Source organism: Methylobacter sp. BBA5.1, from assembly GCF_000746145.1.
GTDB classification, from domain to species: Bacteria; Pseudomonadota; Gammaproteobacteria; order Methylococcales; family Methylomonadaceae; genus Methylobacter; species Methylobacter marinus.
In genome coordinates this window covers 115,183-127,817 of record NZ_JQKS01000011.1, presented here as the reverse complement: position 1 = coordinate 127,817, position 12,635 = coordinate 115,183, and the positions used below count along the sequence as shown (strand labels likewise).

General features: G+C 48.1%; 14 protein-coding genes and 1 other RNA gene. 14 read left to right on the top strand and 1 reads right to left on the bottom strand.

What is annotated here, in order from left to right:
- Positions 1–36: 36 nt before the first annotated feature.
- From ssrA to EK22_RS08160, 4 genes are all read left to right on the top strand, one after another.
- Positions 37–413: a transfer-messenger RNA gene (gene ssrA / locus EK22_RS23550) on the top strand.
- Positions 414–534: 121 nt separating this feature from the next.
- A complete protein-coding gene (locus tag EK22_RS08170) occupies positions 535–2,049 on the top strand; it encodes a site-specific integrase (protein WP_036249787.1) in 1,515 nt (504 codons plus the stop codon).
- A gap of 34 nt (positions 2,050–2,083) precedes the next feature.
- A complete protein-coding gene (locus EK22_RS08165; RefSeq protein ID WP_036249786.1) occupies positions 2,084–3,115 on the top strand; it encodes a hypothetical protein in 1,032 nt (343 codons plus the stop codon).
- A gap of 139 nt (positions 3,116–3,254) precedes the next feature.
- Complete coding sequence (locus EK22_RS08160; RefSeq protein ID WP_036249773.1) at positions 3,255–3,737, top strand: DUF2846 domain-containing protein; 483 nt, start codon at positions 3,255–3,257, stop codon at positions 3,735–3,737.
- Here the strand turns inward: EK22_RS08160 and EK22_RS08155 are convergent.
- Positions 3,734–4,399 (bottom strand): recombinase family protein, encoded by a 666-nt coding sequence (locus EK22_RS08155; RefSeq protein WP_036249771.1) that lies wholly within the window; start codon positions 4,397–4,399, stop codon positions 3,734–3,736. The two genes, EK22_RS08160 and EK22_RS08155, sit on opposite strands and share 4 nt — an antisense overlap.
- Positions 4,400–4,541: 142 nt before the next feature.
- Between EK22_RS08155 and EK22_RS08150 the strand changes: the two genes are divergently transcribed.
- The 10 genes from EK22_RS08150 to EK22_RS08100 all read left to right on the top strand — a co-directional run bounded on the left by EK22_RS08150 (position 4,542) and on the right by EK22_RS08100 (position 12,635).
- The gene (locus EK22_RS08150) at positions 4,542–4,910 is read left to right on the top strand and encodes a hypothetical protein (protein WP_152565032.1); all 369 of its coding nucleotides are present in this window, start codon (positions 4,542–4,544) and stop codon (positions 4,908–4,910) included.
- Positions 4,911–4,914: 4 nt separating this feature from the next.
- Positions 4,915–5,220: a hypothetical protein gene (locus EK22_RS08145; protein WP_036249768.1), complete on the top strand. Its 306-nt coding sequence runs from the start codon at positions 4,915–4,917 to the stop codon at positions 5,218–5,220.
- Position 5,221: 1 nt separating this feature from the next.
- Positions 5,222–5,797 carry a helix-turn-helix domain-containing protein gene (locus EK22_RS08140; protein ID WP_036249763.1) on the top strand — a complete coding sequence of 192 codons (576 nt, stop codon included), beginning with the start codon at positions 5,222–5,224 and terminating at the stop codon, positions 5,795–5,797.
- A 174-nt stretch (positions 5,798–5,971) separates the two neighbouring features.
- Positions 5,972–6,955 carry a hypothetical protein gene (locus EK22_RS08135; RefSeq protein WP_036249756.1) on the top strand — a complete coding sequence of 328 codons (984 nt, stop codon included), beginning with the start codon at positions 5,972–5,974 and terminating at the stop codon, positions 6,953–6,955.
- Positions 6,956–7,054: 99 nt separating this feature from the next.
- Positions 7,055–7,234, top strand: a complete 180-nt coding sequence (locus EK22_RS08130; protein WP_152565031.1) for a hypothetical protein — start codon at positions 7,055–7,057, stop codon at positions 7,232–7,234.
- Between the two features lie 88 nt (positions 7,235–7,322).
- Positions 7,323–7,508, top strand: a complete 186-nt coding sequence (locus EK22_RS08125; protein ID WP_036249751.1) for a hypothetical protein — start codon at positions 7,323–7,325, stop codon at positions 7,506–7,508.
- Positions 7,509–8,155: 647 nt separating this feature from the next.
- Complete coding sequence (locus EK22_RS08115; RefSeq protein WP_200882574.1) at positions 8,156–8,776, top strand: type IV toxin-antitoxin system AbiEi family antitoxin domain-containing protein; 621 nt, start codon at positions 8,156–8,158, stop codon at positions 8,774–8,776.
- Positions 8,773–9,675, top strand: coding sequence for a nucleotidyl transferase AbiEii/AbiGii toxin family protein (locus EK22_RS08110; protein ID WP_036249746.1), 903 nt, complete (start codon positions 8,773–8,775; stop codon positions 9,673–9,675). The genes EK22_RS08115 and EK22_RS08110 overlap by 4 nt, the downstream gene beginning before the upstream one ends.
- 297 nt (positions 9,676–9,972) lie before the next feature.
- Positions 9,973–10,155 carry a hypothetical protein gene (locus EK22_RS24165; protein WP_152565030.1) on the top strand — a complete coding sequence of 61 codons (183 nt, stop codon included), beginning with the start codon at positions 9,973–9,975 and terminating at the stop codon, positions 10,153–10,155.
- Between the two features lie 1,034 nt (positions 10,156–11,189).
- The gene (locus tag EK22_RS08100) at positions 11,190–12,635 is read left to right on the top strand and encodes a DUF3375 domain-containing protein (RefSeq protein ID WP_036249744.1); all 1,446 of its coding nucleotides are present in this window, start codon (positions 11,190–11,192) and stop codon (positions 12,633–12,635) included.

The following is a 12,635-nucleotide window of genomic DNA, read 5'->3' as shown; positions in this document are numbered from 1 at the left end:
ATAATTGACTCATATCAATTACAATACACAAGTTAAGGGGGCGACCTGGCTTCGACGTGGGTAGCAAAACCTTAAGTGCATGCCGAGGACTGTACACCTCGTAAATCCTACAGAAAAAAAGTATTCGCAAACGACGAAAACTACTCAGTGGCTTTAGCAGCTTAAAACCTGCACCACTTCTCTGACTGCGTGTGCTTATGCGCGCAGAGTTCTTCGGAACATTCAGGGATCATATTACATAAGATCGCGTCAGGGCTTAGTTCGGAGCCTGAAGCGTTAAATCCAATCGAAATCGCTGTTGATCCTCTTGGCCCGACGGGTAGTCAACAGTTAAATCAAAAGCGCGGGATAAGCATGTAGACCTTATGGCGGAGTGCTTGCGGACGCGGGTTCAATTCCCGCCGCCTCCACCAATTACAGAAAAGACGGGGCTTAGGCCCCGTTTTTTTTGACTTTAAATCAGTAATTTTCTTGCTGGATTCATTTATCCACCAATGAGGCCACAAACCGGGCCACATCATCCGGCAAGATGACATGAACCATCCAGCGTATTTATGGAAGAACAATCGCGGCATCTACTTTTTTCGCGCCAGAATACCGAAACAGTTTTCGGCTTACTTCACCACTCCCGAGATCAAAAAATCGCTCAAAACCGACAGTTACCGACTTGCGGTAAAGCTGGCACGCGCCTATCGCGTCGAACTGGATAAGGAAATGAGCAAGCTAGAAAAAGGCGCTTATGGCGCGTTTACAGTCACGTTAGAGGGTAAAACCCTAGCCACTCTGCCTAATGGTGAGAAAAAGGCCATAACGGGCAAAATTGAGCGGAATCTGACCGAAGGCGACGACACAACACCCCACAAAGAATACTTGCTTAACCAACTGAGGAAAGAAGCAGAACGCTTAGAACGTCAAGCACGGGAACAGGCGCTATTTGAAGCCCAGCTAGCGGCTATTGCACGCGCTCCAGTTCCAGCGCCAACAAACTCACCGGAACAGCAGGCCGAACCACTGCCGTCATTGTCCGAAATCATTAAGATTTATCTTGACGAAGGCGAAACGCTGGGTCGCTGGAAGGAGCGAAGCGCTGAGCAAGTAAAGGCAACCCTCGATTTGCTCTTGTCTGTTGTCGGTGATATGCCTTTGAAGAATATGGACAAAGCAGTAGCTAGAAGCTTCAAGCAACAATATATGAAGTTGCCTGCCAATATGCGGAAGAAGAAGGCTTATCGGGATAAAAGCATTACTGAGCTGTTGGCAATGGAGATTCCAAGCGAAGACCGGCTGGAACATAACACGATCAATAATAACCTGATACGGATTAGCGTTCTGTTTAACTGGGCGAAGAATCAAGGATATATTGACGACAATCCCTTTGAGGGGCTGACGCTGGGCAAGAAAAAGCGAGCATCGGAAGAGCGGCAAGCTTTTGACAAAGACGATTTAATCAAGCTGTTTGAGTCTAAGGAGTATCAGCGGGGGTTCAGGCATCCATATCAGTATTGGATACCGATTATCGGTCTGCATACCGGAATGCGACTCGAAGAAATCTGCCGGTTGCAGATTCACAACTTCAAGCAGATTGACGGTGTAGATTGCTTCGCACTTAGTCAGGATGAGGAATGGAATGGTAAAACAAGTGCCGCCCTTCGCTCGATTCCAATTCATCCAATGATGGTCGAGCTGGGCTTGCTGGATTACGTTAAAAAGTGCAGGGCGGGCGGTAAGGTAAGGTTATTTGAAGAGCTGCATCCGATTAATGGTGAGTATCATCCTGTCGCATCAAAGTGGTTTAATCGCTATCGGAAAAGGTGCGGAATTACAGACAGCGGCAAAGTTTTTCATTCGTTCCGTCATACACTGGCAAATGAGCTGAAACAGCGTAGAGTCCCGCCTGAAGTGACTGAAGCGATCATGGGGCACGAAAACAACTCTATGAGCTATGGGCGCTATGGCAAGGATTATCGCGTTGATGTTATGTTTGATGTAATCAAACAAGTTGACTTTGGTTTGAGCCATCCTCCAATCAACAAAGGTTCAAGACCGTAATATACCTAAGATCTGGATAATAAAAATAAGATATATGACATTAATTGCGGCGTATAAACAAGATGGATTAGCAGTTTTAATAGGCGATGTGACACTTACCAATTCTGCTAAAGGGGATAACTATCGCTCGGTCCGAAAGAAAATATATAAAATTTCTGAAAATTTTGCTATCGGTTGGGCAGGAAGTCCGCTTGTAGCAAAGATAGTAATTAGCGATTTAAGGAAAATGTTTAGCAACGAAGTTGTTACTAAATCGTCGCTCGAGAATTTTTTCAAAAGCTATGATCCTGATGACTTTGGAAGCTTACATACAAATTTCATAGGATGGGTTATTGATGATGAGTCATATTGCTTTCGATGGAATTGCTTATACACTCAGGAAGTTTTTTATGACTCCTGCTTCTTTGATGGTTCAGGCGAGGAATATTTTGAGAGTCTGAAAAAACAATTACAATCTTGGGAAGGTGGAGGGGGTGTTTGGAAGGATAAAGGGTTGACATTGGTAGCTCAGGAACAAGCTCTGCTCTCTGTTATAAATGATGTAGCATATGCGAGATTCGACGAGAGTCTTTATAGTAAAACTTGGGACCGTAGTTTTGGCATTTCATATGACATACTAGCTTTTATAGATGGAAGATTCCGCTATGTTAGATCCATAGCTTATATTGGCTGGGATTATTTTTGGGATTCTCGCAAAGGGACCGGTCGCTTGGAACAGGCTCCTGTTATTGTCAAACACAACTGCATGGTTGAGCACTCGATAATCCAAGAGACATTGTCCGGAAAACATTTTGACGGGCGATACTCTAACTATCTATCTCGTCCGGTCTATGATGATATGCCAGAGGCAAATTTATCTAACTTCCCTTTTATACTTGATTCAGACTATTTTGCAAACTACTTCTTGTTTCGAGAAAATGGAAAAGTCATTTTCAAGATTCTTTTAACAGTGCAATTGATTAAATCTGATGGACCACTAAGGATCAAGCAACATCGTAATGGAGCATATTATCTTACCTATGATACTGATACGCTTGATCAGATATATCGAAAACATATAGCCTAACGAAGGCATGTGGCATTAAGTCAGTTTTTTCAATAATTCATTCCATAGTGCGTCATCTCAAAAAGTATACTTTTTGAAGCTAATAATCGATAATTGATAACTTTACACATCAGGCGACTATGACTATCGCAAAGCGATATTGACTAATAATCAAATGTTGAAATTTATTATCCTTGCCTTCACCGTTAATTTTTTTCTGACCGGATGCGCTTCTGTGCCGCCAGCGTCCTCAGCATTCGAAAGAAAAGCATTAAGTTTCACACCTGCAACGGGAACTGCTTCGATATATGTATATCGACCTTATAATCTTCTCGCTGGCGGCAGTCTATTCAATATTAGCCTCGATTATAAAGAGTTCGGTAATTTAGAAACAAATACTTATCTTTTTGGTAACATCCCTCCGGGTTCACATGTTATTCGTGCAGAGTATGCGGATGCAAATCAATCCAAACCCGTCAAGTTCGAAGCAGAAGCGGGTAAACTTTATTTCTTCAAAGTCACCCCCGGATGGGGAGGTATTAATATCGAACCGGAGAGAGAGAACGAGGGGCGCAATGAGGTTATTAATTATTCGCTCAGTGGTGATAATGTTTTTGAATTTGAAAATGATTCTCGAAATTAAGCCAACTTCTCTATGACCCGCTGTAACTGAATCTGTGACCAAGAGCCACCCCGCGCGGTTTTGATTCCAAGCTCATTCAGTTCATTGCACATGGCGCGCTGAGTCAATCCGCGCGCCTTCATGCCCTCAATAACACCTCTCAGCTTACCGGTAAACTCAGCAGCGGCCTGTTGGCGCGCCTCAATATTCGGTTTCAGATTGGCAGCACCGGCAGCGCCCAAAACGACACCGCGCGCCTTAGCCGCTTGCAGTGCCGCTTTAGTTCTGGCGCTGATTTGATCGCGCTCCCATTCAGCCATTACGCTATACATTTGAAGCATCACTTTGTTAGCCTGTGGCATATCAGCACAAACAAATTCAACGCCAGTTTCTAACAAGCCACTGATAAAATGAACGTTACGCGCCAACCTATCCAGCTTGGCAATAATCAAAGTGGCTTTCTGTTTCCTGCAAGCATCAATAGCGGCCTTTAGTTGTGGCCGACGGTCGAGGGCATCAGAACCCTTGCCGGTTTCAACTTCAACAAATTCATCAGCCAATTCCCACTGACCGCCATTTAGATAATTTAGGACGGCGGCTTGCTGTGCTTCCAGACCTAAACCGGACTGACCTTGTTTTTGAGTTGAAACGCGAAAATATGAAATGAATTTACCTGTTGCCATGCTTTAATCCTCTCCGACTACATTACAAGATGTTCGTTTAATGTGTAGTCACATAATACATCAGTTCAGGAATAAATCAATTGTTTTGTAACATTGTTACCGATGTGGTATGATATATCCAATATTAACAGTGAGTTACAAAATGACGATAAAGAAAAAAGGAAGGCCACCCAAAGGCAATAAGCCAATGACACCGGCGGAAAAGCAAAAAGCTTACCGCACACGACAAAAAGCGGCAGAGATCAAGCAAGCTTACTTCACCATTTCCGGTTCATTGGTTGATGAGCTGGATACAATCGCCAATCATTTTGAATTAACCCGAACTCAAGCAATTAATGACCTGCTAACCGCTACTCTGAATTGGATATTGCCGGAATTCGCAAAGACAGCGGCGGAGATGGACGAGCAAATAAAACAATATCCAATTCAGACACCAGCGGAAGAAATACAACAGTTCAAGGCCGAATACTGGCAGCTATTGATTGATTCAGTTAAAAAACAAGGAGAATAGCACAATGACAACATCAGCATTTTTAAACAAATCAGAAGCCAGTCATTTTTTACATTGTCTTTATGATGACTACATCATAGACAATAAGCTGGCAGACATTCACCCGGATTTTTATTCGATATTGTCAGAAAACACCCGCAACCCGCTATCTGTGGACGCTATCAAGAAGGGTCACCCTCGCGGCAATCGCGGCAAATACAGCAAGATAGACTGTATCAGGATAGCCGGTCGGCCAATGTTTATAAGGTCGAAGCTGACTGAATGGTTCATCCTGCACTACGCGCCAAAGCTGGAAGAGGCAGCTGCTTGATATGGCCGGTAAGCCAAAGACCAACGAAGAGTTAAAGGCGGCTATCGCCTTGCGGGACGCTGGATATTCAATAGCATCAATCAGCGAAAATACCGGCATATCATCAGCAACTTTATCACGCCATTTTGCAAAGCATAAGGTAGGCAAGGGTTCACTGACCGATGAGGCAGTCACGCTTGCACGCTCAAAACTGCTTCAAGATGGCGCGTTTATCGATTCGTTAAAGCATGAGATAGCCTCAACAGTATTGGACGACGTAGCGCAATTTCGGCAGCTTAGACGCGCCATGACGGTGACGCTTGATGATTTGCTGAATGACACGTCATTACCCAGCCATTACAAGATGCGCGGTCTGGCAGCCTACGCAACAACGTTAAAGCTGTCTCAAGAAACAATACGTCGGGCGCTTCAGATCGACAACCAAGAACCAGAGCCGGAAAGTTTGCCGTCACTTACCATCCATGAGCTGACGCCGGAAGAAATCGCCCAGATGCGGCAGGAGCAGACCAAAGACGCCGTTTTCGATAAGCCGGAAAATATCGCAGTTATTGAAGAGGGTGTAATTGATGAGAGCTAAGTCATAACTGACTTAATGATGACGGCGCGGTGAGGATGTCAATACCTTAGAAAAAAACGACTTGGCCGGTATATATTTTATTCATCGCCGACGGTAATTTTGAAAATCCGGCCAAATGGACAGAAGAAAACCCAGACCGGTTGCAGCCGATCTGGGGTATTAGGAATATTTATAATGAACGACCATGATAACCGAATTAACCCAAATTTTCAGCATTATCTGGAACAGCGGCAGCGGTGCAGGAATAAAGCCAAATATAGAAAAAATCCAGATTCACGCCAAAAACCGCCTTCAAATAAGGGGTTCAAAAACGTCTGTATCCAGCGTAGCTTAAGGGCTGCGAAGGCTAGAGGCTGGCACAAATCCAGAAGGGGGTTAGTATACATATACAACACCCACCCACAGACACCACCCTATGACCCAACAGCTACACCCAGCCATAACATCCCCTACCTAATCCAACACTTGCCCGCTACGGTAAAAACTGACCGGCTAGATGAGAACGAAAATAACATCATCCTACCCTTCCGGCTCCCAGTCTGGGAGAAGCTGAACGACCGGACACGCCCCTACTTCTACCAGCTTGCTCTGTCAGAGCTGGAAACCCTGTCCGGCCATGAATACCAGTTAATCCCGTTCGTTTTTACTGAAAGCAGGAGCCTCAAAGAAGCCATACAGAGCCAGAAAAAGCAGCGGGTTGACTACCTGCGGGATCAATTACAAAAACGGCTTAAAAAGGCTCTAAATCGACCAGATGACAGTCCGGTAGCCTTCTGGTTTGCTTTTGAAACAGCGCGACGCGGCCAGCCTCACATACAAGGCTCTATACTGCTACGACCGGATGAACTGAGAAAGGCACGAAACGTATTTCATGAGCTAAACCGGCAAGCGACACCCCGAGAAAAGCATGGCGCAATAAGGTTCAGGGGTTCCAAGCGGAAGCAGCTATTCAAGACGCGCGGCTGCCTGTATACCGACCTGAACTGGGCTGATTACAACCTAAAAGAACGCGGCCAGACCCGCATGCAATACAGCCGCGTGACTGTGGCAGTAAGCCAGCCATTAAGAAAGCATACGGAATACTACAATAACCGGCTGAAGGTTGATTTCAGTAAGTGCAGAAAAAGCGAATGGCACCGCACATGTTCCGCGCGGTAATATGTCGCAATAAGGAAATAATAAAACCCTAGCATGAAATCATGCCAACTCTCTATAAGCCGCGCTAATAAAGGCTTACAGGATGGCATGATTTTTGATATGGACAAACCCTACTATTGTTTACTATTTGCGACACATCACCGCGCCTCACACCTTGCCGGTTACGCTGAAAAGATTGGATTTAACGGCCTATTCGTGAGTTTTCAGCATAAGACCTTAGCTGCCGACCTACAAAAACGGCAGAAAAAAGCGAATGGCACCGCGTTAAATCACCGGTAACTTATTGATTTTAAAAAGATCACCGCTTGACTATCTTGAATATTTTTTGAAACAATCGCGGCTCCATTAACCACAAAGAGAAAAAACAATGATCGTTTCTACCATTACCCTCGACCAACACGCCGACATTTACGCAACCTTGACCAACCGTCAACAGCATGACACCGGTTCTGAAACCCTATTTACCGGCAACCATCCAGAACTTGGCACAGTCATTTTGTTTCAAAATGGCGCGAATGATACCGGCACCCTGATTCAGCTAGGGCAGGGCTGAAACTTGAATCACTGAACAACCGATGATAGGCTAATCCCCAAGAGGAGCCACAAACTAGAACCACAGTGGCAAAATAGCACCGGATTCAGCAGGAAAATTAGTTGTTTTTTCAGTGACTTGGAAGGCGAATCAGGAATTGAACCCAATTCCCGCCGCCTCCACCAATTCCGAAAGGCGAACTGATCTCAGTTCGCCTTTTTTATTGCCTGCGCCCCGCGCTACAGTCCTTACCTTGTAAGGTTTTACGGACTTCGCGCCTTTCTTGATCGCGGACTTTTCAGGGCAATTCTTCTCAGAATGGCCCAATACTCTCAGTGCCTCTCCCCACCGCGCAAAGCCCAAGTCCATGGCTAGAGAATAGAGGACCATTGAAAAACAATGGATTATTGGCGGACTCATCAACGGAGTTTGAATGCGAAATTGGGTGAGCGAAAGGAAACTAAGTAATGGGCATGGAATAAATCAGGGAATTGGGAGCCAATGTAACAAAAATGTTTGTATTTATTGATAATTACCCACAACTCGCAATATCGGTCAAGCCCTTATATGCAATCAGGAGCCTTGATCGATAAGCTCTTCGCTTGCAGGAGTCGGTCAGGCTGGATAGTATTACCTATCTAAAATGATATATATAGGTAATACTATCCATGGCAAAGCCCTCTACCTCCAGCAGTGCCTGGCACAAGGCCCTGATGACCATCCGAGAACTGGGAGGCATCATCCGTACAACGGATGCAATCCAGGCAGGGATTCATCCCCGAACGCTGTATCAGCTTAGAGACAGTGGCGAGCTGGAGGTTCTGTCACGAGGCGTTTACCGCCTTACAGCTCAGGGCGACATTTCCGATCCGGACCTTGTCATCGTAGCGACGAGAGTTCCTCAGGCCATCATATGTCTGGTATCGGCACTGGCTTTTCACGAAATCACCACTCAAATTCCTCATGCCGTTTCCATTGCGTTGGCCAAGGGCTCGGAAACACCACGCCTGGATTATCCTCCGCTAAGCGTATACAGGTTTTCTGAAGCAGCACTAAAGGAAGGCGTTGAAACACATCAGATTGATGGCATTTCAGTCAAAGTTTATTGCCCGGAAAAGACCCTGGCAGACTGCTTTAAATTTAGAAACAAACTCGGAATGGACATCGTGCTGGAAGCCCTAAAACTCTATAAAGCACGCAAAAAATTTAACCTCGGCGAACTGATCAGGTATGCGAAAGTCTGCCGGGTGGAAAAAGTCATGCGCCCCTATCTGGAGGCAACACTATGACTACACGTAAAAATATAGCAGCCTCGGTTCGCCAAAGGCTGTTAAACCGAGCAAAAAGCGATCAGAGACCATTTGCTGAATTGCTTCAATACTATGCGATGGAGCGTTTTCTATATCGTCTTTCACGATCAGCACATGCCCAACGCTTTATCCTTAAGGGTGCTCTTATGCTGCGTGTTTGGCAGGCTCCTGTATTTCGCCCGACCATGGATATCGACATGCTGGCAAAGACCGGTAATGAGGAAGAAAAAATCATTTCGCAAATCACAGAAGTGCTGAATGTCGAAGTCGAGCCCGATGGATTGGACTTTAATACCGACTTTATCCAATCCGAGCGTATTACCGAAGATGCAGACTATCAGGGTATCCGCGTTCGCTTTCGTGGCACGCTCGATTCAGCCAGGATAAATATGCAGCTCGACATTGGGTTCGGCGATATTGTCCATCCTGATCCAATAGAATCTGAATTGCCGACATTGCTCGATTTCGCGGCGCCAAGATTGCTCTGCTACAGTCGCGAGAGCGCTATCGCAGAGAAATTTGAAGCCATGGTAAAGCTTGGAATTTTGAATAGCCGGATGAAGGGTTTTTACGATATTTGGATGTTATCCCGACAATTTAACTTCAATGGTGATCAACTGAAGCAAGCCATTCTGCTCACGTTCAGACAGCGAGGCACCTCGTTGTCTGAAAATATTATCGCATTCCAAGAATCATTTTCTGCCGAAAAGCAGGTGCAATGGACAGCCTTCCGCAGACGCCTTGGGCAGGAGCATTTACCCAAGAACTTTGCAGACATCGTGGATCAAGTGTCACGCTTCCTAGCGCCCATCGGAGAAGCCGCATCGGTGGGCCAGTCATTTGACAAAGACTGGAGCGCACCAGTTGGCTGGCAATGAGCCATCATGAGCAATACCCCTTAAATACGAATTAAGAGCCTAATAAACGCCAGTTCACCGATAACGTTAAGGAACGGGAATGAAATAAATCCACACCTACACCGGAAATTTATCCGCGCACTTGAGGAAGTTATTTTATGCGCGTTCCTAAGTATAAATTCTTAAAAATTATAAGGTTATATAAGTATATATGCTTAAGTAGTGGCGCTAATTGAATGTGCGCTTCCTGAAGCTCAAAATTGGCAGCATGTAACTATTTCGCCCGGTCCGGGTTATAAACTTGCAGGAGGTCAAGACGTGTCATTGATAACCGTTGAAGTTTTAAACAAGGAAACCGGTAAAATCGGAACCATGCCGGTTGCCGTTAACCCTGTGTTTTTACGCGGAGATAATTCGCCTGTCATGCTCGACTACCTGCAGCGCATTATCGATCCACGGCAACGACCCGTCCTCAAGCCGATAAGTATATCGCCACGTTAGGCAAGACCAGCGCGAGCGATGGCCGGTTTTCGCTCCAATACATTACTGATGTTGCGCATGCCGTCGTGAGCCGTTGACACTGGCCTCGCCCCCTTAAAAATCCTGCCCGGTTCGGCAAGCGCGTCAAAAACGTACCAACTCCAATTCCCCCGTTGTTCAACAACTCAATGCTGCCGTATTGCCGACAAGGAGCGGCGCTGGTCAAGATCGCGATACTGTTCCCATGCCCCGTGGGAGCGATGCCTACATCGCGACTTGCCAAATCCGTATGGCAGTTGCCGCTTGCGTTCGTCGGCATGATGAGCCTCGGGGGCGCCGGTCTGATGGGGCCGCCAATGCCCGGCGCGCGCTGACTGGACTGAACCGCTTCGGATTGAGGGTTGCTCATACCGGGCTCGCACATGTCATGCCGCGCTCGAAGTCCGGTATCGGTTCCCACGGAGGACCGTGGGAACCAGGTAACCGTAGATAAATCAAGGTGTTACTCGCTCCCACGCTCCCGCGCTCATCGTTATACATAAGTCAAAAATTACTGTTTTGCAATCTTAGCTAATGAGGCTTCGATACCCTTTTTTGTCGCCCAACGTTCCCGACTTCGAAATCGCGATCTGGGGATCGCTCCCACAGAGCATCCGCCCCCTTGTGGGAGCGACGCCTTCGTCGCGATTTCGAAGCCACTGATGTTCAATATCCGCAGATTTATCAAACAGCACCGTTTCCAGGTATACGACGAACTCTGTTTAGCAAGTTTACCGATACTTGTGTATAACGGCGAGCGCTCCCGCGTGGGAATGCATACGCGGCTATGAAAGCCTTGATATCGGTTAACATGGAAACGGGCAGGCGTATTATCGTGCGAATGAATTCGCACCTACAATTTTACCCAGCCGATCCCATAAATTCCGGCAGGCATGCGATTTTATGTAAAATAGCGGGCTTTATCGATCGGCTAGAAAGGGCGCACGGCGCTCAATCGTCCCGCAAACAGCATAAAACAAATTTCAGACTCCAAGTAATTACTAAAACCTCCCTCAATGAACCTCGATTACACCACCCTCGACCTGCTGCGGCAGAGTCATCCGGCTTGGCGGCTGTTGCGCTCGGATCATGCGCCGCTGGTGGCGAGTTTTCTGCATCGCGTGTTTATCGTGCCCAATATACGCGTCATGGCGCAAGCGGATTTGGTCGAGGCGCTGGATGACGAGCTCTTCACTCTACGCGAGACGCAGGCCTTTCCCAAATCGGCTATCGAGTATCTCAACGATTGGGCCGGCCCGGACAAAGGCTGGCTGCGCAAGTTTTACGCCTCGGGTTCGGACGAGCCGCAGTTCGACCTGACGCCGGCCACCGAGAAGGCGATTGCCTGGCTGGGGACGCTTACCGAGCGCAGTTTCGTCGGCACCGAATCGCGCTTGCTGACATTGTTCGAACTGCTCAAGCAGATGAGCGAGGGCAGCGAGACCGATCCGCAGGCGCGCATAGAGGAACTGCACAAGCGGCGGGACGAGATCGATCTTGAGATCGCCCGCGTTTTGGCCGGCGATATGCCGCTGCTGGACGATACGGCGCTGAGGGACCGCTTTCAGCAATTCAACCAGCTTGCGCGAGAGTTGCTGACCGATTTTCGCGAGGTGGAGCACAACTTTCGCGGTCTGGACCGGCGCGTCAGGGAACGCATCGCCCTGTGGGAAGGCTCGAAAGGCGCATTGCTGGAGGACATCATGGGCGAGCGTGATGCCATCGCCGATTCCGATCAGGGCCGGAGCTTTAGGGCCTTTTGGGATTTTCTGATGTCCAGCAGCCGGCAGGAAGAACTCTCGACGCTGCTCGAGCGCGTCTTGGCCCTGCCGCCGGTCGCCGAGCTCAAGCCCGACGCCCGCATCCGCCGCGTGCATTACGACTGGCTGGAAGCCGGCGAACACGCCCAGCGCACGGTGGCCCAGCTCTCGCAACAGTTGCGGCGTTTTCTGGACGATCAGGCCTGGCTGGAGAACCGGCGCATCATGGATATCCTGCGCGATATCGAGGCCAGGGCGCTTCAACTGCGCGAATCGCCGCCGCCCGGCGAGGTGATGGGTATTGCGGACACGGCGGCCGGCATCGAATTGCCGATGGAGCGGCCGCTTTACACGCCCACGGTCAAACCGGTGATCGCCGATGTCGGGCTGGAAGCGGGCGATGCCGAAGTGGACGCGGCGGCGCTGTACTCGCAGATCGTGATCGACAAGGCACAGCTGGCCCGGCATATCCGCCACGCTCTGCAGGACCGCACGCAAATCACCCTGCGCGAGCTGTGCGAGATGCGGCCGTTACAGCATGGCCTGGCGGAGCTGGTGGCGTACCTGCAGCTCGCTGGCGATTCCTTCAGGACGGTTGCCGATGAAGAGACGGTCGAGACCATCGTCTGGACACGCACAGGGCCGGATGGCCGGGAAAATATCAAACAGGCGCGGTTGCCGCGCGTGATTTTCGTGAGATAG

What these genes read in the sequence shown, in the direction of transcription:
- EK22_RS08170 (WP_036249787.1), top strand. Translation starts at nt 535, where the DNA reads ATGAACCATCCAGCGTATTTATGGAAGAACAATCGCGGCATCTACTTT.
- EK22_RS08165 (WP_036249786.1), top strand. Translation starts at nt 2,084, where the DNA reads ATGACATTAATTGCGGCGTATAAACAAGATGGATTAGCAGTTTTAATA.
- EK22_RS08155 (WP_036249771.1), bottom strand. Translation starts at nt 4,399, where the DNA reads ATGGCAACAGGTAAATTCATTTCATATTTTCGCGTTTCAACTCAAAAA.
- EK22_RS08150 (WP_152565032.1), top strand. Translation starts at nt 4,542, where the DNA reads ATGACGATAAAGAAAAAAGGAAGGCCACCCAAAGGCAATAAGCCAATG.
- EK22_RS08145 (WP_036249768.1), top strand. Translation starts at nt 4,915, where the DNA reads ATGACAACATCAGCATTTTTAAACAAATCAGAAGCCAGTCATTTTTTA.
- EK22_RS08140 (WP_036249763.1), top strand. Translation starts at nt 5,222, where the DNA reads ATGGCCGGTAAGCCAAAGACCAACGAAGAGTTAAAGGCGGCTATCGCC.
- EK22_RS08135 (WP_036249756.1), top strand. Translation starts at nt 5,972, where the DNA reads ATGAACGACCATGATAACCGAATTAACCCAAATTTTCAGCATTATCTG.
- EK22_RS08130 (WP_152565031.1), top strand. Translation starts at nt 7,055, where the DNA reads ATGGACAAACCCTACTATTGTTTACTATTTGCGACACATCACCGCGCC.
- EK22_RS08125 (WP_036249751.1), top strand. Translation starts at nt 7,323, where the DNA reads ATGATCGTTTCTACCATTACCCTCGACCAACACGCCGACATTTACGCA.
- EK22_RS08115 (WP_200882574.1), top strand. Translation starts at nt 8,156, where the DNA reads ATGGCAAAGCCCTCTACCTCCAGCAGTGCCTGGCACAAGGCCCTGATG.
- EK22_RS08110 (WP_036249746.1), top strand. Translation starts at nt 8,773, where the DNA reads ATGACTACACGTAAAAATATAGCAGCCTCGGTTCGCCAAAGGCTGTTA.
- EK22_RS08100 (WP_036249744.1), top strand. Translation starts at nt 11,190, where the DNA reads ATGAACCTCGATTACACCACCCTCGACCTGCTGCGGCAGAGTCATCCG.